Source organism: Microbacterium testaceum (assembly GCF_001476655.1).
In the GTDB taxonomy this organism is placed as follows: domain Bacteria; phylum Actinomycetota; class Actinomycetes; order Actinomycetales; family Microbacteriaceae; genus Microbacterium; species Microbacterium testaceum_C.
On record NZ_LDRT01000094.1, the window covers coordinates 1 to 19,133 of the forward strand.

The following is a 19,133-nucleotide window of genomic DNA, read 5'->3' on the forward strand; positions in this document are numbered from 1 at the left end:
CGACCTCACCGCCGCCGCCCTCCCCACTCTCGCGGCGAACGTCTCCGTCCCGACGTACGACCGCGCGGCCGTGCGGTCGCGTATCGTCCATTTCGGTGTCGGCGGGTTCCACCGCGCGCACGAGGCGATGTACCTCGACCGCCTGCTCGAGGCCGGTCACACCGACTGGGGCCTCTGCGGCGTCGGCGTGCTGCCGTTCGACGCACCGATGCGCGACGCCCTCGCCGCGCAGGACGACCTCTACACCCTGGTGACCACCGCCCCGGACGGCGTCTCGAGCGCCCGTGTCGTCGGCTCGATCGTCGAATACCTCTTCGCCCCCGACGACCCCGAGGCGGTGGTCGCGAAGCTCGCGGACGTCGACACCGCGATCGTCTCGCTCACCATCACCGAGGGGGGCTACGGCGTGGACGACGCGACCGGTGCCTACGACCCGCGCGACGAACTCACCCTCGGCGACCTCGACGGCCTCGGCACCCCCCGCAGCGTCATGGGTCTGCTGACCGAGGCTCTCCGTCGGCGTCGCGATGCCGGCATCCCCGCATTCACCGTGATGTCTTGCGACAACATCCAGGGCAACGGACACGTCGCCCGCGCCGCCCTTCTCGGCTTCGCCGCACGACGCGACCCCGAGCTCGCCGACTGGATCGCCGAGAACGTGTCGTTCCCGAACTCGATGGTCGACCGAATCACCCCCGTCACCACCGACGAGACACGCGCCGCCGTCGCCGCCGAGTTCGGCATCCACGATCGGTGGCCCGTTCGCTCCGAGTCCTTCGAGCAGTGGGTCCTCGAGGACTCCTTCGCGGCCGGCCGGCCCCCCTTCGACGAGGTCGGCGTCCAACTCGTGGCCGATGTCGAGCCGTACGAGCTGATGAAGCTGCGACTGCTCAACGCCTCGCACCAGGCGATGAGCTACCTCGGCATCCTGTCCGGTGCCGAGTACGTCCACGACGTGTGCACCGATCCCCTGTTCGTGGCGTTCCTGCAGGGCTACATGCACCGCGAGGCCATCCCCACGCTGCGCCCGGTGCCCGGCATCGACCTCGACGCGTACTGCGACCAGCTCATCGACCGCTTCGGCAGTGAGGCGATCCGCGACACCCTCGCGCGTCAGGTGGTCGACGGCTCCGACCGCCTCCCGAAGTTCCTCCTGCCGGTCGTGCGCGAGCAGCTCGCCGCGGGCGGGCCCATCGATCACGCGGCGCTCGTCCTGGCCGGGTGGAGCGTCTTCCTCGAGGGGCGCACCGAGGGCGGCGAACCCACCCCCGCGGTCGACAGTCGCCTCGATGACCTGCGCGCGATCGTCGCCGCGGATCCCGCCGCGCTCCTCGACTACGCCCCCGTCTTCGGCGACCTCGGGGCGAACGAGCGACTGCGTGCGGCGTACCTCGCGGCTCGCGCGTCGTTGGCCGAACGGGGAGCACGCGGGGCGATCCAGGCCGTCCTCGACGCCTGAGGTCAGGCTCCCGGCAGCTCCCTGAGGAACGCGCCGATCGCGTCCCGGAACCGCTCGGGATCCTGGTTCGCCTCGTTGCAGTGCCCCGTCGCGTCGAAGGCGACGAGAGTGGAATCCGGATGCCGCGCCGTGAACGCGAGCGATCCGGACACGGGCACGACCGGGTCGCGCAGACTGTGCACGATCAGGGTCGGCAGCTCGGGCGCGCGGCGCGGGCCGTCGACCCAGTTCAGTGCACGGGCGTCGACGGCCTCGATGAGGCCCAGCGCCCGAGCGCCCAGCCGACTCCGCAGCACGCGCAGGGAGGTGGCCCCGACCGACGAGGGCAGATGGGCACCCTTGACCGCCCGCGCGACGATGCGACTCCAGTCCAGAGCCGGCGCGACGAGGACGAGTCCCGTGATCGCCTCCCGATGACGCGACTGCTCGAGCGCGAGCATCGCGATCGTCGCCCCCATCGACCAGGCGACCAGCACGATCTCGCGCGCCCCCCGCTCGACGGCGTAGGTGATCGCGTCGTCGACGTCCCGCCACTCGCGCGTCCCGAGAGACGAGGGCAGGGTGTCCGCGGGGGACGCTTCGTCGTCGCCCGCGTACGAGACGACGAGCGAGGTCCAGCCGGCCTCGACCGCGGCCGGCGCGGACCGCAGGGCTCCGGACCGACTCGAGCGCAGGCCGTGGACGTGGATGGCCCAGCGGGTGGCATCCGGGTCCCCGATCACCCACGCGTCGGCGCTCCCTCCGCGGCGGAGGGGAACAGCGATGTGTTGCGTGGGGCCGACGGCCTCGGGCGCGGCGATGTTCTGCGAGGTCCACGCCCCACGGACCTCGCCGTCGGACAGGGCCGGCGGCTTCGCCGCGAGCACGCGCACGACGCGGCGATCGGATGCGCGCACGATCTCACCGACGGTGAGATGGGTGCCGTCGTCGAGCCAGACGCCGTAGGTTCCCGGCTGACGGCTCTCGTCGGTGGCGGGGACGTCGATGGTGTCGCCGTCCACGATCATCGGGACGAACGGTTTGGCGGCACGCGGCGCGATGAGACGCCGGGCGACGTAACCGCCGAGAGCGAGGTGCAGGGCGCCGGCCGCCGCGACGACGGCACCCGTTCCGATGATGAGGCGGCGGGTCATGCGCGTACTCCGGTGGTGCGGCGGGTGAGGTGGGCGTCGACGTCGTCCAGGAGAGCGCGGTGCTCCCCCGTCAGGGCCGTCGATGTGGCGATGGCGTGGTCTTCGATCGCGACGCGCAGGGTGTGCAGCCGTGTGTCGGTGTCGGTGTCGACGAAGGCCGCGGGGCCGACGGGCACGCTCGCTCCGCGGTCGGCGGCGAGGGATTCCGCACGCTCCAGGAGGCGTTCGCCGCGGCGGCGGATCACCGCGGTCGCGCGGGATGCCACGAGGATGCCGATCACGAAGGAGACGACACCGAGGTAGAACAGCGGGTCGAACAGGGCGCTCACGACCGCGCTCGGCGCGAAGAAGCGCGTGAGGGTGAGGTCGAGGATCTCGCTGAGACAGCCCAGGACGATGCCCGCGGCCCCCACGCGGAAGAGCCGACGAGCGGCGGGGAGGGAGCCTCGCGCCGACCGGTACAGGAACACGCCGACGAGCGCGATCCCGGACATGTGCACGACGCCGTACGCCCAGGCACCGGTCGAAGTCGCCGCGGCCGTCTCGACGAAGAGGAACGACGACGGGCCGCGCTCGGGCATGGCGACGAAGAAGACCACCGCGAACAGGACCGCGAGAGCGAGGGGGAAGCCCCACCGGAGGGTCCGGATCCGTGCGGTCGCCGGCGCGGTCCCAGCCTGGATGCCGAGCCAGAGCGCGACCATCGTCAGCACGTTCTGCACGAGCTTGAGCACGTTGGTCCCGCCGAGGACGGCATCCATCGCGGGAAGGGGAATGACCGTTCCCTGGGTCAGGAGCGCGATCACCCCGAGCAGGGCGGCCAGCCAGGCGATTCGAGAGCGGGGCTGCCGCCACGCCGCGCGTGCCCGGGTGACGACCACGAGAGCGAGCCCGACGAGCGCCGCATCGATGAGCAGCACCGTCACCACGACAGCTCTGCGACCCTCGGACTGGCGTACATCAGCCGCGCGATGGCGTGCGCGACGTGTTCGGCGACGAGTTCGGCCTCGACCTGGGCCGTGTCGAGGTCCGGGTTGGTGTGCGGCGACACGGATGAGCGCTCGTGCACGGCTCCGCAGCAGTGTGCGTCGTCGAGGAGGTGTCCCAACTCGTGCGACGCGGCGAACTCGCGGTAGACGGGGGCGTCCGCCGCGCGGACGTGGATCGATCCTTCCCGCCGGTCCGGGAAGAAGACGAGGAACCCGGTGAGCGTGCCCCACGTGTCCGTGTCGGTCTCGGCGATGACCCGGAGCCGGATGTCGACGGCCTGCTCCACGGCACGGACGACGTCGTCGAAGGTCGCCCCGGGAGACGCCTTCATACGCGCGAGCGCGCGATCGCCTCTCGCGCGCACGCGGGTGAGCATCTCGTCGGATGCCGTCACCGCCGCCTCTCAGTCCGGTCGATCATGGCGCCGGTGGCCTCCCCCGGAGGGATTGGGCGATGGCGCGGAGAGCATCGGGCGACATCTGGCCGAGGGCGCGGAACTGGATGCTTCGCGCACCGGCCTCGCGCATCGCCTCGCGGAGCTCGAGCTCGGCCTCGGTCCGCTCGGTCAGCGCCTCGTCGGTGTCGTCGGTGAGGTATTCGAGGGGCACATCGGCCCACTCGGTGATCAGGCGCAGCACCTCTTCGTCGAGGACCACCGTGTGGGTGGTCGCCTCGAGGAGACCGCGGGCGCTCTCGGCGGACCGGGGATCGAGGTTCTCGAGGTGGGCGATCAGATCGGACTCGGACGCGGCGTGACTCGCGATCAGACGGCGCACGCGGTCGGCGACCGGACCGGCCGGGACCCTCACCTGGACGCGCGGCGCCGACTCCGGGCTCGCGAGTTCCTCGGGCGTCACGTCGAGCGCCGCGGCGAGCGCCTCGATGTCGTTGGTGTTGTAGGGCAACGAGAAGCCGGCGCGGGACTGGTAGTAGCTCTTCGTCATCCCGGCGCGGTTGATGAGCTCGCCGACGGTGAGCCCCCTGGACTTCCGCAGGCGATCCACGTTCGCCACCACTCGCCGGGAGTACCGGGAGGGCGGTCCGACAGCGCCACGACCCACGCTTCGATCGTAGACGAACCCCCTCCGAGGGCGCTTGATCGTATTTACGTGAATTCAAGAGTGCTATTTACGAACCGCTGTGCTTGGATGAAAACGAGACATGGTGAGCGGCCCCCGGCTCCTCCTCGCTCGCGCAGGCGGACGCCGCGCCCTCCCGTTCTCGACAGCGGGCGCGGCGGAATTGGGGGACGCCGCGCCCGCTGCACGCTCCGCGAAGCGCCCGCCCACCCGAACGGCGGGTCGCCGGGGCCGATCCCGTCGAGGCGTCCGCAACCACCGCGCCTCCCCGGGGATCAGATCCGACAGGACTCCCGCTCGACGAGCGACACGTCGATCACGGTGACCTCCTCGAGGCCCCGACCCTCGTCGGGCGCGAGGCGCGCGAACACCCGCTCGGCCGCGAGGGCCCCGATGCGACGGGGGTCCTGGTCGATCACGGTGACCGCCGGAGTGAGCGTGTCGGCCATCGGGAAGTCGCCGAAACCCACGAAGGGCAGTGGGCTGCCCCGCAGCACGTGCGCGAGCGCCATCGACGAGCGCGCGTTGGCGGAGAAGATCGCGGTGGGGGGCTCGTCGAGCGCCCGCAGAGCCTCGAGGACGGATGCCGCGGACTCGCGATCCGACACCTGAGAGACCACGAGACGCTCGTCGATCTCGACCCCGGCCTCGCGCAACGCGCGGCGCCAGCCCTCGACGCGCTTCGTCTCGGTCGACAAGTGGACCCGGTCGCCGATGTACGCGATGCGGCGATGCCCGTGCGAGAGCAGATGGGTGGTGGCGAGGTGGGCACCGGCCTCGTCGTTCTCGGTGAAGGTGTCGGTGGACAGTCCCGCGGGGGCGCGGTCGACGAAGACGATGGGCGTGTGACCGCGCCAGCGCTCGAGCCACGAGTGATCGGTGCCGACGGGAGCGATGACGAGCCCGGTCAGCTGACGCCCCAGCAGCGATTCCAGCGCCGGGCGTTCGTCGGCCGGGTCCTCTCCGAGGCTGGTCACGAGGGTCGAGAGGCCGTGGCGGCGGGCGGTGTCCTCCACCGATCGGGCGATCGCGGCGAAGAAGGGGTCGACGACGTCGGGCACGGCGACGCCGATCACGGAGGCGCGGCCGGCGCGGAACGTCGTCGCGAGCGCGTTCGGCACGTAGTTCAGCTCGCGCATCGCCGTCTCGACGAGGGCGCGGGTCTCGGGGAGCACGTGCGGGTCGTCGTTGAAGACGCGCGACACGGTCTTGGTGCTCACTCCGGCACGCTGGGCGACATCACGCATCGTGGTCACGGGGCACCTCCGGGGTGAGGACGAGCGGCTGCTTCGACGTGCAACCCTATCCGGCGGCGGTCGAGCGCCCCCGCCTCCGCCCGGGGCGGTCCGTACGCGCGGCCTGCGCGTGCTCGCCGCGCGCCGGACGCCCGCGCCCGCCCGGCACCGCGGCATCCCTCCCCCGCGTGCACCCGCGGGAGACCCGGCCGACACGAGTCGAACGCGGCCGGGAGGGGAAGTCGGTGCCGAACGGGCGCGGTCACCTCAGCGACCGTCGACGGCGTCCGCGAGCTCGCGCAGGCGGGGCAGGGCGCGGCCGGAGAGCAGCTCTTCACGGCGGCCGGCATCGATCGACAGGCTGTCCTTCCAGAGCGATCGTCCGGCCATCGCGCCCGACGCGCCGTTGGCGACGGCCGTGCGCACCTGCTCGATGAAGGTCTCGTGGTCGACTCCGGCGGACAGCACGGCCCACGGCACGCCCTGGGCGGCCTCGGTCACCCGGGCGCTGGCCTCGGCCGACCCGGGGTACTGCAGCTTGAGGATCTTCGCGCCGCAGGCCACGGCGAGGGCGGCGCCGTCCACGACGAGGTCGGCGAACTTCGCCGTGTACTCCTCGTCGCTCTCGTCCTCGAGCGGGTAGGTCAGCAGCTCGACGATGAGCAGAAGGCCCTCCTCCTGGCACGCCGCGACCAGGTCGCGGATCTCGTGCGCGACGCGAGAGTCGGCATCCTGCTTGTCGGGGCGCGTGTACCAGAGCATCTTGGCGACATCGGCGCCCTGCTCGCGGATCGAGCGCGGCGTGGCGCCGGGGACGTATCGCGTGTACTTGAGGCCGTCGACCGTCTCAGCGCCCGAGGCGTCGAGACCGACGACGAGGGCGGTGTCACGGGCGAGCACGCCGTCGTCGACGATCTGGGGCAGCGCGACCTCGGGGTCGAGCAGGATCGCGGGGGCGTGGTTGGCGAGGTGGCGCACGAGGTCGGCCTTCACCTCGGCGAGCTCCTCGCGCGAGATCGCGTCGGAGCCATTCGGGGCGTCCTTGATGGCGGCTTTCATGCCGTTGCGCTGGTCGGCCGCGACGATGAGCATGTGGCCGTCGGGGGTGCTGATCGACTGCAGCGCGCGGCGCTCGATGGTGGTGAGTTCGTTCATGATCTCTCTTCTCTGGGGTCTTCTCGCGCCGGTTTGCGCGGGGTGGGCGCGGGGGCTGGTCAGGACGGGACGGATGCCGCGACGAGGCGCCGCGCCCTGTCGGCGGCTCCCCACGCGACGTCCTGCTCGCGGGTGGACAGGGACGGTTCCGGCAGCACGTGGGCGCGGGCGCGGCGGACGGAGGCCATCCCCGCCCATCCGCCGGTGAGCGTGGAGTGGGTCGCGGGCGCGACCTCCCGGTCCATCGCGGCGATGAGCTGGGCGATCTCGTCGTTGCTGTGGCGCAGCACGGCGCCGAAGATCTCGGCCGGTGAGGCCTCGGTGTGCAGCGTCAGCCGCAGGACGCCGTCGTCGTTGCGCGCGCCGCTCACCTCGATCGCTCCTGCGGGGAGCTCGCCCTCGTACGGCAGCTCCATCACGGCCGCATCCAACGCGTCGCGGCCCGCGCGGTCGCTGATGCCCGCCGCGTGCAGGGCCCGCCGCAGGAGCAGGCCGGTCTTCACCCCGGCGACGAGCACGTGCTTGCCGGGAACGACATGGCGCACCTCGTTGATGAGCGCGTCGGCGAGCCGCCCGCGGGCGTCGTAGCCGAGCGGGGCGTCCAGCACCCGGAGCAGCACTTCGGCGGTGCCGAGCGAGACGTGGTATCCGTCGGCATCCAGGGTGCCGTTGGCTTGAGCCGCGACGAGATGGTCGTGACCGGCGACGGTGAGGGCCGCCCCCGCCACGCGCGGACCGAAAGCAGCGGATGCCGCACCCCAGGGCAGTCCGCCCCCGCGCAGCGGCGGGAGGAGGTCGGCCGTGACGCCGAGGGCGTCGAGCATCGCGGGCCACGCGGCTCCGGAGTCCTGGTCGATGAGGCCGGTGCGGGAGGCGAGCGAGAGTTCGAGCGCGATGTCCCCACCGAGGGCGGCAACGACGAACTCGGGCAGGTCGAGCCACCGGAGACCAGCGAGATCGGTGCCCTGATCGCGCAGCCACGCGAGCTTGGCGACGCTCACCTGCGCGCCGAGGGGCAAGCCCGTGCGGCCCGGGAACTCCTCGCGCACGGCGGGCGGGAAGGCGGCGATCTGCTCGAGACCGCGCGGGTCGAACCACGCGAAGCCCGGGCCGGCGGCGGTGCCGTCGGCGTCGATCAAGAGGCCGGTCTCGCCCATCCCGGCGACCGCGAGCGAGGTCAGCGGCTCGGCCGTGACGGGGGCGAGCTCTGCATCCACGAGATCGACCAGCGCGCGGACGGATGCCAGGAGATCGGCCGCGTCGATGTCGGTCGTGCCGCCCGCGCCGACGCGCCACGGCGTGGCGACCTGGGCGCCCGCGACCTCGAGGCCGTCGTCATCGATGACGAGCATCTTCAGGGCGGTGCTGCCGAGGTCGAGGCCGGCGTGGAGGCGCACCGGCCCCCGATCCATGTCACCGGTGTCTTGCATGTGCGGTCGCCCTCTCCGGAACTTCTTCGAGTCCCGGAAAATCAAGCATGACACCGGTGACTTGCTACGTCTATGGTGGGGGTATGCCGTCGCCGTGTCAAATACCCGATCCCCTCGCCGTCGTCGTCGCCGGCACCGCCGGCAGCGGCAAGAGCACGCTCGGTCGCGCGATCGCCGAGGCCGTCCGGGCACCGCTCATCGACCTCGACAGCGTCACCACACCCCTGCTCGACGGACTTCCGCCCGAGGTCCTCGGCGGGCACTGGCTCACCTCGGCCCATGCCCCCGCGATCCGCGCCGCGCGGTACGTCGCCCTGCGGGCGACAGCCGCCGACGCCCTGTCGACCGCGGGCAGAGTGGTCGTCGTCGCCCCCTTCACCGCGGAGCTCGCGGGCGGCACCGAGTGGGAGGCGCTGGTCGCGGCCCTCGCCCCCGCGGAGCCGCACGTCGTCCACGTCGACGGAGACCCGGCGGTCCTGGCATCCCGTCGCTCATCCCGCGGAGCTCCGCGCGACGCGCATCGCCCCGACACACTCCCGGTCGCCCCCGCGATCCCGGTGACGTCCCTGGACACCGAGCTCTCGACCGCCCAGCAACTCGCCCGCGTGCTGCCCGCCCTGGGCATCCGGCGACGGATCGATCCGGGCTCCGCGATCTTCGCGCGCGAATTCGACGCCGTGCTCTTCGACCTCGACGGCACGCTCGTCGACTCCACGGCCTCGGTGGTGCGCTCCTGGCGACGGTTCGCCGAGCACTTCGACGTGTCCATGGAGGCCCTGCACGCCAATCACGGCCAACCCGCACGCACCCTCGCGAGCCTGCTGCTGCCCGAGGACCGCCACGCCGAGGCACTCGCCCACGTCACCGACCTCGAGGTGACGGATGCCGTGGGCCTCACCCCCGTTCGCGGAGCCGCCGCGTTCTTCGCCGCCGTTCCGGCCGCGCGCCGGGCGATCGTCACGTCAGGCTCGGTTCCCATCGCGACCGCCCGGCTCGCCGCCGCCGGGTACGAGCGGCCCGCGGTGTTCGTCACCGTCGACGATGTCGTCCACGGGAAACCGCACCCGGAGCCCTTCCTGACCGCCGCCGCACGCCTCGGCGTCGACCCGACGCGCTGCCTCGTCGTCGAGGACGCCCCCGCGGGCATCGCCGCCGCGCGCGCCGCGGGCTGCGGCGTGCTCGCCCTCACCGGCACGACCGTCGAAGAGGAGCTGACCGCCGACCTCGTGGTCGACGGGCTGGATGCCGTGCGCCTCGAGGTCCTGGCATCCGGAGCGCTGCGGCTGCTCCCGGCCTGACGCGCTCCGGGGCGGGCGCCCGCGGCGCTCCACGTCGCTCAGCCGCGGAACGCGAGGCGTGTGGTGGCGACGTCCTCCGCGAGCGACCGGCTCACGCCGGTGACCGCCGCCAGGAAGTCGTCGCGGTGCAGGGCGAGCAGGGTCGCATCGGTGAGGGCGACGACTGTCGCCGAACGCGGGGTGTCGTAGAGCAGGGCGATCTCGCCGAAGAAGGTTCCCGCTCCCTGCGTGCGCAGAACACGGCCGTCCTGCGTCACCTCGACGGTGCCCGCCTCGATGACGTAGAGCTCGTCGCCGTCGTCGCCGCGCGTCACGATCTCGGTGCCGGCGGGCACCTCGGAGCGCGTGAGGGCTCGCGCCAGCGTCTCCTGGGTGGCGGGCGTGAGAGAAGCGAACCAAGGGATGCCGAGGAGCAGTCCGAGCGACTCCGGTGCCCGCAGCCGCGCGTCCATCCGCCGCATCCGCCCGAGGCTCAGCAGCGCGCCGACCGCGACGGGCACGGCGATGATCACCAGCGACCACGACAGCCCGACCAGGTCGAGCAGGGGCACCATCGCGAGAGAGCCGAGAGCCTGCGTGGTGATGTAGCAGGTGTCGAGGGCGCCGAAGACGCGCGCCATCCGGTTCTCGGGCGTCATCCGCTGCACGATCGTGTCGAGGTTGATGTCGACGACCGGGTTCGCCGCTCCCACGATCACCAGCACCGCGATCACCACGCTGAGGTGCGGGAAGACGGCGATCAGCAGAAGCGGCACGGACCAGAGCAGGATGCCGAGGGTCATGTCCCACCCGAGGCGCTGTCGCGAGGCGCGGGCGATCGCGATGATCCCGCCCAGCAATGCCCCGATTCCCAGCGTCGCCTCCAGCAGCCCCACCCCTTCGGCCCCGGTGCCGAGGATCTGCACCGCGATGACGACCAGGAAGACCTTGGAGGCGCCGCCGATGAATGTCTGCGCGCACACCTGAGCCGTGATCAGCCGGAGGTCGGAGTCGCCGAAGATGGTCCGGAATCCCGCCGACAGCTCGCGCACCAGTCCGGCCGGCTCCTCGGGCGAGGCGAGCGCGACGGGATTGGCTCGGACGGGAGGACGGATGACGACGACCGCGACCATCGCGATGAGCAGCGCCACCACCGTCACGCCGAACACCGCCGGGACGCTCGCCACGAACAGGAGCAGTCCGCCGAGGGCGGGGCCCACGAACACCGCGAGGCTCTCCAGCGTTCCACTGGTCGCGTTGGAGGCCGCGAGCTCACGCGGGTGCGTGGCGAGGGTCGGCATCCATGCCCGCTGCGCCGTGCGGAAGGGCGCGACGAGCACGCCCGCGGCCGCGGCGAGGAGGTAGACCGGCCAGGGGCTCGCCACCTCGACGAGCAGCAGGATGGCGGCGGCGGCGATGAGAACGGCCCGGACGCCGAGCGTCGCCAACAGGGTGGCACGGCGGGACACCCGGTCGGTGAGGGCCGCGGCGAAGGGCGCGGTGAGGGCCGCGGCAGCGAGACGTGCCGCGGTCAGAACCGCCACGGCTGAGGCCCCGCCCACTCCGAACGCCCAGACCGTGACCGCCGTGGCGAACGCGAGATCGCCGACGAGCGAGGCCAGGAGCGCCACCTGCATGCGCGCGAGATTCCGGTTGGCGAACACCGCCACGATCGACTCGCTGGTGTCGCGAACGACCGCCGAGAGTCGGGCGAGGGGTCGGGCTGTCATCGCGTCACCTCGGCTTCGGGTCCGGCGATCGTGCTCGCTGGAACGCTGGCCCGATGCTAGCCGCCGCGACGCGGGCGACGCGCGGTGCGAGAGCTCGAGACCGACCTCTAGGCTGAGGCGACGCGAGCGGTGGAGCCGCGGGAGAAGGAGACCGGCGAGTGCACTGCCGCGCATGTTCGGAGCCCGTGGGCGACACGGACCAGTTCTGCGCGGCCTGCGGAACGCCCCTCGGCGCGTGCCCCGGATGCGGGTCGAGATTGCCCACGGGTGCCCGATTCTGCCCGGCGTGCGGCGCGAGAACGGCTCTCGAGATACCGGTCCACGCCGGGCCGCCGGTCGCCCAGCGCCGGGTGGTGTCGGTCTTGTTCTGCGATCTCGTCGGTTTCACGACGCTCTCCCAGACGCGGGATGCCGAGGACGTCCGAGAGATGCTGAGCGAGTACTTCGCCGCGGCGCGAACGATCATCGCTCGTTACGGTGGGACCGTAGAGAAATTCATCGGCGACGCGGTGATGGCCGTCTGGGGTGTTCCCTCGGCTCACGAGGACGACGCGGAACGCGCCGTCCGCGCGGGCCTCAGCCTGACCGAAGCCGTCTCTCTCCTCGGCGAGCGCGTGGGAGCGAGCGGACTGAGCGCACGCGTCGGCATCACCACCGACGAGGTGGCCGTCACGGTCGGCGCCGTCGGCGAGGGCATGGTCGCGGGTGACCCCGTGAACACCGCTGCGCGCATCCAAGCCCTCGCCCGGCCCGGGAGCATCTGGTGCGACCGGTCCACAGCCGAGCTCGTCGTCGGTGTCGTCGCGACGCGCAGCACGGGACGGCACAGTCTGAAGGGCCGTGTCGGCGACGTCGACCTCTACATGATCGAGGCCCTCCCGGCCGGGGCCGTGGAGACCGACCGTCGCAGCCTCGATGTCCCCCTGGTGGGACGCCGTCGCGACATGGCGGTGCTGCGCGAGCTCCTGCACGCGGTCGAAGAACAGCGGACTCCGCGGATCGCCGTCGTCAACGGTCCGGCGGGCGTCGGGAAATCGCGACTGATGCGAGAGATCGAGGAGTACGTCGAGGGGCTCCCCTCCGACGTCCTCTGGCATCGCAGTCGCTGCCTGTCGTACGGAGACGGCATCGCATTCTCGGCGTTGAGCGCCGCCGTCCGTGTGCGCATCGGGGCGACCGGTACGGACACGCCGGAGAAGATCCACGACAGACTCCGCGCGTCGCTGCACGAGATCGTCGACGATGCGGGCGAACGACAGTGGATACAGACCCACCTCCTGCGTCTGCTCGGCGTGGGCCGTCGAGCCGAGGTCGAAGAAACCGATCTCGACGATGCCTTCTCCGCGTGGGCGCGATGGTTCGAGCTCCTCGCCGCTCAAGGACCTCACGGCTCGACGCCGGTCGTGTGGATCATCGACGACGCCCACCACGCCGACGCGGGCCTGGTGAACTTCGTGGATCATCTGGTCGGCACGGCGTCGTTCGCGGGCCTGGTAGTGATGCTCGGGCGACCCGAGCTGCTCGAGCGCCACCCGCGGTTGGCCACGCATCGTCGAACGACGGTGGTCAACCTGCAGCTGCTGACCGACGACGAGTTGGGGCAGTTGCTCTCCCACGTGGTGGACGATCTGCCGCACGAGGTGCGCGACGCCCTCGTGCACCGCGCGGAGGGCAACCCTCTCTTCGCCGTCGAGACGGTGCGGGCGATGCACGACCTCGGTCTTCTCGAGTCCACCGGTGCCGAGTTCCCCCGTTCACCGCTGCGCGTCGCCGACGACACCGATCTGTCGAGTATCGACCGCATGGCCGCCCCCACGAGCCTGCAGGTGCTGATCGCGAGCAGGCTCGATCTGCTCGGGGCCGACCAGCGTCGGCTGGTGACGGCCGGTGCCGTCCTCGGACAGGTCTTCACCCTCGCCGGTCTGCGGGCGCTCACGGGCTTCTCGGAGCACCAGACGCACGCTCTCGTCGCCGACCTCGTCGCGCGCGACGTCTTCACCTGGATCCGCGACAGGCTCTCGGCGGACGGCGGACGCATCGGCTTCCTGCAACCGTCGGTGCGCGATGTCGCCTACGCGCAACAGTCACGACGCGACCGAATCGCCCTGCATCTGGCCGCCGTCGACCACCTGCAACGCCAGAGTGAGGCTAACAGCGAGCTCGCGGCGGTCATCGCGCAGCACCTCCGTGACGCCCGGGGGCTGCTGCCGGCCGACGACACCCTGCAGGAGACCCTGACCGCACAGCTCCTCTCATGGCTGACGGCGGCCATGGAGCGGGCGGCCGAGGTCGGAGGCTTCGACGAGGTGCTGACGCTCGGGCGCGAGATCGTCGCTCTCGGCGCCGATGCCCCGCGGGAGACCTCTACCCGGCTCGTGATGGGCGAAGCAGCGATGGCGCTGTCGCAGCTCGACGACGTCGTCACGCTGCTGGGTCCGGTCGCGACCGACGCTCCCGACGCGAACGACCGCGCCCGCGCCGCCGCCCTCGCGGCCCGCGCCCACGCCCTCAGGGGCGACGCCGCGCGTCGGTGGCGAGCGCTCGAGCCGTTCGTCGACCCGGCCGTCGTCGCGTCGCTGCGGCCGGGCCCCGCGGCGACGATCGCGGGGCGGATCATGGTGTGGTTCGAGGACAACGCGGAGTGGACCGACGCGCTCATCTGGCAGGAGCGCATGCTGACCTCGGCGGAACGCAGCGGACAGCCGGCGGTGCTGGCATCCGCCCTCTTCGCGGTGGCGCAGTCGGAGAGCCTGCGCGGTCACCGCGTGGTCGGTCGCGAGCTGCGCCGCCTCGCCGTGGACTACTCGCGCGAGAATCACCTCACCGCGCAGCTCTGCTACAGCCTGGTGGTCGCCCAGGCTTTCGAGCTCGAAGAGGATCTCGCCGCGGCCGTCGAGATCGGCAAGGAGACGATCGCCGTCGCGACCACCGCCGGTGATCGTTCGGCTCTCGAGCAGGCCGTGGCCAACCAGGCTCTCGCCCTGTGCACTCTGCGTCGATGGGATGACCTCGACGCGCTCGCCGAGGCCCACCCCGTCATCGACGACTGGATCGCCGAGATCACCATCCGGGTGCAGCGGGCTCTCGCCGCCTACGCCCGGGGCGACGGGGAGGCGGCCATGGCGCTCCTCGACGTCCCCCTCCGCGACGACGCGGAGGGCATCCACCGCATGTGGTTCCTGGCGCCGAGCGCGGTGCGCCACTGGGTCCGCGGAGAGCGGGATGCCGCCCTCGAGGTGGCCGCGCACCTCGTCGAGACGGCGTACCACCACTGCCGCTTGGTCGACGAGTACGCCCATCACCTCGGCATGGTCGGCCCGTGGTTCATCGAAGCCGGCCAGTCGGAGCGTCTGCGCGAGATCGCGCGCCCGGCCCTCGACGCGGAGCCGTTCGAACGGTCGCCCCTCCTGAACGATGTGCTCGCCCGCCTGTTCGACGCGGATCACCGCGGCGTCTGAACGACGGCGCAGCCCTCGTCCCGCCGGAGCCGGGCACGCCTCAGCGCGTCGCCCGCTCCAGCAGCTCCAGCACGTGCACGTACGACTCCCCCGTCGCCTTCGTCATCCCCAGCTCGCACGTGCGGTTGCACGAGGCGTGCGCGTCGGCACCCCATCCCGCGACCTCGGCCGCTTCGGGAGCCGTCGCCGCCTCGGTCAGCTCGGGGTGCAGCATCCCGCGGTCTCCCGCGTAGGCGCAGCAGCCCCAGGAGTCGGGCACCCGCACCTCGGCCGCGACGGCTTCCCCCACCGCGCGCAGCGCCGGGTCGATGCCCAATTGCTTCGACGAGCAGGTCGGGTGAAGCGCCAGCAGTTCGGCCACCGGGGTCGCCGTGAGGCGCGGGAGCAGAGCGGATGCCGCGAAGGCCACGGCATCCATCACCTCCACGCCCTCGTCGCGCAGGGTCGCCGCGAATCCCTCGGTGCAGCTCGACGCGTCGCACACGACCGGGAGCGCCCCGTCGCGCGAGGCCTCGCGCACCGCGGCGCGGACGCGCGCCGACATCGTCGCGTGCCCCTTCGCGTAGCCCTTCGACGACCAGGGCGTGCCGCAGCACAGCGCGTCGATGCCGTCGGGCACCACCGCCGCGATCCCCGCGCGCTCGAGCAGGCGCGTGAACGCGGCGGTCGCGCCGATCCCGTCGGCGGGGCCGAACATGCTGCCCACGCAGGCCGGCAGGAACACCGCGACGGGCTCCACGCCCGGCGCCCCGACGACCGAGCCCAGCGAGCGACGCGACGACCCTCCGCTCGGCAACTCCGCCGAGTAGCGGGGCACCGTGTCGGTGCCGAGCACCGCGCGGGCGGCATCCGTCACCGCCCGCACCGCCGGCGTCGGCAGCGCCGACGCGACCGAGAGCGCCGCGGAACCCGCTCGCGTGACCGCTCCCCACCCGGTCGCCGCGGCCGACCAGCCCGCGGCGAGCACCGGATTGGCGTCCTCGCGGCGGAAGCGCTTCATGAGCGAGCCCGTGTTGATGAGCACGGGGCAGGCCGTCTGGCACATGCCGTCGACGGCGCAGGTCTGCACGCCGTCGTAGTCGTAGTCCTTCTCGAGTTCCGCGGCCAGGGCGCCGTCGCCGCGCTCACGGGCGGCGGTCGACGCGCGCCGCACGACGATGCGCTGGCGCGGGGTGAGCGTCAGCGACCGACTCGGACACACCGGCTCGCAGTACCCGCACTCGACGCACCGGTCGGCCTCGGGCTCGATCGAGACGGGGGTCTTGAGGTTGCGCATGTGGGCGGTGGGATCGTCGTCGATGATGACCCCCGGATTCAGGATGCCGCCCGGGTCGAGCACCCGCTTCAATCGCACCATCACGTCGTACAGCTCGTCGCCGTACTGGCGTCGCACGTAGGGCGCCATCGCGCGGCCCGTCCCGTGCTCGGCCTTGAGGTTACCGCCCGCGTCCAGCACGAGGTCGACCATCGCGTCGGTGAAGCCCTCGAACCGGCCGAGGGCCGTCGGCCCCTCGAAGCGGTCGGTGAGCATGAAGTGGATGTTGCCGTCCTTGGCGTGACCGAAGATCACGCTGTCGGCATAGTCGAAGCGCGCGAACAGCTCCTGCAGCCCCTCGCACGTGTCGGCGAGGCGCTCGACCGGCACGACCACGTCTTCGAGCAGGGCGGTGGTGCCCGAGGGTCGCGCGCCGGCGACCGAGGCGTAGAGGCCCTTGCGGAAGGTCCACGCGGCGGCGCGGTCGGCGGCGTCGCTCGAGAAGATGGCCGGGTCGAGCAGTTGCTGCTCCGCGAGGACGCGCCCCCCGGCGTCGGCGAGCTCGCGCAGGGCGGACGGATCGTCCGCGTGATACTCCACGAGCAGCGCCGCCTGGGTGGTGGCCTCGAAGCCGTGGATCGCTGCGGGCGTGCCCGCCAGACGCTGGCCGACGCGGAGCGACGTGGCATCCATGAGCTCCAGGGTCGCCGCGCCCGTCGCCACCAGCGCGGGAAGCGAACGGGTGGCGGCGTCGAGCGTCGGGAAGACCGCGAGCGTCGTCGCGATCGCGGGGCGGATGGGCACGGTGCGGAACGTCGCCTCGGCGACGAAGGCGAGAGTCCCCTCCGATCCCACGACGAGGTGGGCGAGCAGGGCCGCGGGGGTGTCGAAGTCGAGGAACGCGTTGAGGGCGTATCCCATGGTGTTCTTCATCGCGAACTGCCGCTCGATGAGGGCGACGCTCGCGGCATCCGACACCACGCGCGCCCGCAGGCGCATCAGCTCGTCGACGAGGGCGGGCTCGCGCTGGGCGAGCAGGCGATCGGCATCCGGGTCCGCGGTGTCGACGACGGTTCCGGATGCCAGCACCACGACGAGTGACTCGAGGGTGCGGTACGAGTTCTCCACGGTCCCGCAGGCCATGCCGCTGGAGTTGTTCGCGACGACACCGCCGATCGTGCACGCGGCCTCGCTCGCGGGGTCGGGCCCGAGGCGGTGACCGTGGCGCAGCAGCCGCGCGTTGACCTGGCGTACCGTCGCTCCCGGTTGCGAGCGCACGCGGCGTCCCCCGTCGAGCACGTCGATGCGTCCGAATCCCTGCCGCACGTCGACGAGCAAGCCGTCACCCGACGACTGCCCCGACAGACTCGTGCCACCCGAGCGGAACGTGACGGGGGTGCCGGATGCCGTGGCTGCGCGCAGGATCGCGCCGACCTCGGCCGCGTCGGCCGCCACGATCACGGCGTCCGGGGTGAGCAGGTAGTGGGAGGCGTCGTTGGCGTAGGCGACCCGGTCGATCGCCCGGGTGCGGATCCGCGAGACGTCGGCGACGGCCGCGGTGATCTCGGGGGCGACGGTGCTCACGCTTCTCCCTCGGGGGTCAGTGCCCGCGCGAGATCGGGGGCGGTCTCAACCGAGGCCCGGATGCCGTGCGGCGGTCCCGCGACGATCGTGGAGGCGTGCGCGACGGCGTGGGCTCCCCACTCGGCGGCCGAGGCGGAGGCAACGATCAGCGGGTCCTCCCCCGCCGCGGTGGCGGCCGGCGCCCGCGTGAGGCCGAGGAGGAAGCCGGCGAGAGCGGCGTCGCCCGCGCCCGCGGTGTTGGCGACATAGGGGGCGTCGGCGCGCGCGAAGACGGCGCGATCGGCGGTCACCGCGAGGAGCCCGTCGGCGCCGAGGCTCGCGAGCACCGTGACCACCCCGCGCGCGATGATCTCGCGCGCGGCGGTGACGACATCGCCGAGGGTCAGGAGCGGGCGGCCGACCGCGGCCGACAGTTCGTCGGCGTTCGGGGTCAGCAGGTCGATGCCGGCGGGGTCGGCGAGGACGGCGTCGAGCGCGGTTCCGCTGGTGTCGACGGCGAGGCGGGCGCCGTGCTCCCGCGCGGTCGCGCGGACGGCGCCGAGGTCGACGAGTCGGCCGGTGCCCGCGAGCTCCGGCAGGCTGCCCGAGAGCACGAGCCACGGCGCGGTGCGCGCGGCGAGCTCCGCGCGGAGCGTGTGGATCGTGGCATCCCAGGCCTCCGTCGACAGCGGTGGGGTGGGGGCGTTGACCTTCGTCGTCGCGCCCGCGGCGTCGATGATCGAGGTATTCACGCGGGTCGCCCCGGGCACCTCGACGATCCGCAGCAGCGGAGCGGTGAGACCGCACCGGGCGAAGCGGACGTCGTCGACGCCGAGCACGACGACCGCGGCCGTGTCGGCCCCGCCGGCGGCGAGAGCGGCCGACACGTTGACGCCCTTGCCGCTCACCTCACGGGTGTAGCTGTCGGCCCGGGTGAACGTGCCGCGGCGGAGCGCCCCGATGCGGTAGGTCGCATCGATCGCGCCCGCGGCGGTGAGGGTGACGATGCCGCTCATGCGGACGGTCCCGAGATCACGTCGAGAAGGCGGTGCACCTCGGCGGCGACCGCCGTGCGACCGGGCGCGAGCCAACGGCGGGGGTCGATGGCCTCCGGGTCCCGATCGAGCTCGCCGCGGACGGCGGCGGTCAGGACCTGGTTCAGGTGCGTGCCGATGTTGATCTTGCGCATTCCCGCGCGGACGGCCCCGTCGATACCGGCGTCCGCGACCCCGCTGGAGCCGTGCAGAACGAGGGGCACGGGCAGAGCCGCGGCGAGCTCGGCGATGAGGTGCTCGTCGAGCCGCGCGCTGCGCTCGCGCATGGCGTGTTCGCTGCCGACCGCGACGGCCAGGGCATCGACGCCCGTCTC

At 72.5% G+C, this 19,133-nt stretch carries 14 protein-coding genes and 1 pseudogene; 4 read left to right on the forward strand and 11 right to left on the reverse strand.

Annotated elements, in window-relative coordinates; genetic code table 11:
- On the forward strand, nt 1-1,459 hold a 1,459-nt coding region (locus tag NS220_RS13315; RefSeq protein ID WP_058624529.1), incomplete at its 5' end, for a mannitol dehydrogenase family protein.
- Between the two features lie 2 nt (nt 1,460-1,461).
- On the opposite strand, the gene NS220_RS13320 is transcribed toward NS220_RS13315, so the two are convergent.
- The 7 genes from NS220_RS13320 to NS220_RS13350 all read right to left on the reverse strand — a co-directional run bounded on the left by NS220_RS13320 (nt 1,462) and on the right by NS220_RS13350 (nt 8,481).
- Entirely contained in the window at nt 1,462-2,592 is a 1,131-nt protein-coding gene (locus NS220_RS13320) for an alpha/beta hydrolase (protein ID WP_058624530.1), read from the reverse strand.
- Complete coding sequence (locus NS220_RS13325; RefSeq protein ID WP_058624531.1) at nt 2,589-3,521, reverse strand: hypothetical protein; 933 nt, start codon at nt 3,519-3,521, stop codon at nt 2,589-2,591. The genes NS220_RS13320 and NS220_RS13325 overlap by 4 nt, the downstream gene beginning before the upstream one ends.
- On the reverse strand, nt 3,515-3,976 hold the full coding sequence (locus NS220_RS13330; protein WP_058624532.1) for a hypothetical protein: 462 nt from the start codon (nt 3,974-3,976) through the stop codon (nt 3,515-3,517). Before NS220_RS13330 ends, NS220_RS13325 begins: the two co-directional genes overlap by 7 nt.
- Before the next feature lie 22 nt (nt 3,977-3,998).
- The gene (locus NS220_RS20595; RefSeq protein WP_242864617.1) at nt 3,999-4,643 is read right to left on the reverse strand and encodes a helix-turn-helix domain-containing protein; all 645 of its coding nucleotides are present in this window, start codon (nt 4,641-4,643) and stop codon (nt 3,999-4,001) included.
- A 293-nt stretch (nt 4,644-4,936) separates the two neighbouring features.
- The gene (locus tag NS220_RS13340) at nt 4,937-5,908 is read right to left on the reverse strand and encodes a LacI family DNA-binding transcriptional regulator (protein WP_153004287.1); all 972 of its coding nucleotides are present in this window, start codon (nt 5,906-5,908) and stop codon (nt 4,937-4,939) included.
- A gap of 255 nt (nt 5,909-6,163) precedes the next feature.
- Nucleotides 6,164-7,051, reverse strand: coding sequence for a tagatose-bisphosphate aldolase (locus NS220_RS13345; protein WP_058624535.1), 888 nt, complete (start codon nt 7,049-7,051; stop codon nt 6,164-6,166).
- Between the two features lie 59 nt (nt 7,052-7,110).
- Nucleotides 7,111-8,481: an FGGY family carbohydrate kinase gene (locus NS220_RS13350; protein ID WP_206543024.1), complete on the reverse strand. Its 1,371-nt coding sequence runs from the start codon at nt 8,479-8,481 to the stop codon at nt 7,111-7,113.
- A 47-nt stretch (nt 8,482-8,528) separates the two neighbouring features.
- Between NS220_RS13350 and NS220_RS19385 the strand changes: the two genes are divergently transcribed.
- Entirely contained in the window at nt 8,529-9,779 is a 1,251-nt protein-coding gene (locus NS220_RS19385; protein WP_081323173.1) for an HAD-IA family hydrolase, read from the forward strand.
- A gap of 38 nt (nt 9,780-9,817) precedes the next feature.
- Here NS220_RS19385 and NS220_RS13360 read toward each other — a convergent pair whose 3' ends face one another.
- Complete coding sequence (locus NS220_RS13360) at nt 9,818-11,488, reverse strand: MFS transporter (protein WP_058624536.1); 1,671 nt, start codon at nt 11,486-11,488, stop codon at nt 9,818-9,820.
- A 158-nt stretch (nt 11,489-11,646) separates the two neighbouring features.
- Between NS220_RS13360 and NS220_RS20735 the strand changes: the two are divergent.
- Together NS220_RS20735 and NS220_RS13365 are read left to right on the forward strand one after the other, a co-directional pair.
- Nucleotides 11,647-11,769, forward strand: a pseudogene (locus NS220_RS20735) (zinc-ribbon domain-containing protein); the annotation flags it as partial.
- A 72-nt stretch (nt 11,770-11,841) separates the two neighbouring features.
- Entirely contained in the window at nt 11,842-14,946 is a 3,105-nt protein-coding gene (locus NS220_RS13365) for an adenylate/guanylate cyclase domain-containing protein (RefSeq protein WP_242864618.1), read from the forward strand.
- Between the two features lie 40 nt (nt 14,947-14,986).
- Here NS220_RS13365 and NS220_RS13370 read toward each other — a convergent pair whose 3' ends face one another.
- The 3 genes from NS220_RS13370 to NS220_RS13380 all read right to left on the reverse strand — a co-directional run.
- Complete coding sequence (locus NS220_RS13370; protein ID WP_058624538.1) at nt 14,987-17,785, reverse strand: FAD-binding and (Fe-S)-binding domain-containing protein; 2,799 nt, start codon at nt 17,783-17,785, stop codon at nt 14,987-14,989.
- Entirely contained in the window at nt 17,782-18,780 is a 999-nt protein-coding gene (locus NS220_RS13375) for a 1-phosphofructokinase family hexose kinase (protein WP_058624539.1), read from the reverse strand. The genes NS220_RS13370 and NS220_RS13375 overlap by 4 nt, the downstream gene beginning before the upstream one ends.
- Nucleotides 18,777-19,133 (reverse strand): class II fructose-bisphosphate aldolase (locus NS220_RS13380; RefSeq protein ID WP_193755368.1); only part of this gene is annotated, 357 nt, incomplete at its 5' end. The genes NS220_RS13375 and NS220_RS13380, both read right to left, overlap by 4 nt.

Bases quoted from the DNA above. Each gene is read 5' to 3' on its own strand.
- NS220_RS13320 (WP_058624530.1), bottom strand. From the start codon at position 2,592: ATGACCCGCCGCCTCATCATCGGAACGGGTGCCGTCGTCGCGGCGGCC.
- NS220_RS13340 (WP_153004287.1), bottom strand. From the start codon at position 5,908: ATGCGTGATGTCGCCCAGCGTGCCGGAGTGAGCACCAAGACCGTGTCG.
- NS220_RS13345 (WP_058624535.1), bottom strand. From the start codon at position 7,051: ATGAACGAACTCACCACCATCGAGCGCCGCGCGCTGCAGTCGATCAGC.
- NS220_RS13350 (WP_206543024.1), bottom strand. From the start codon at position 8,481: ATGCAAGACACCGGTGACATGGATCGGGGGCCGGTGCGCCTCCACGCC.
- NS220_RS19385 (WP_081323173.1), top strand. From the start codon at position 8,529: ATGACACCGGTGACTTGCTACGTCTATGGTGGGGGTATGCCGTCGCCG.
- NS220_RS13360 (WP_058624536.1), bottom strand. From the start codon at position 11,488: ATGACAGCCCGACCCCTCGCCCGACTCTCGGCGGTCGTTCGCGACACC.
- NS220_RS13375 (WP_058624539.1), bottom strand. From the start codon at position 18,780: ATGAGCGGCATCGTCACCCTCACCGCCGCGGGCGCGATCGATGCGACC.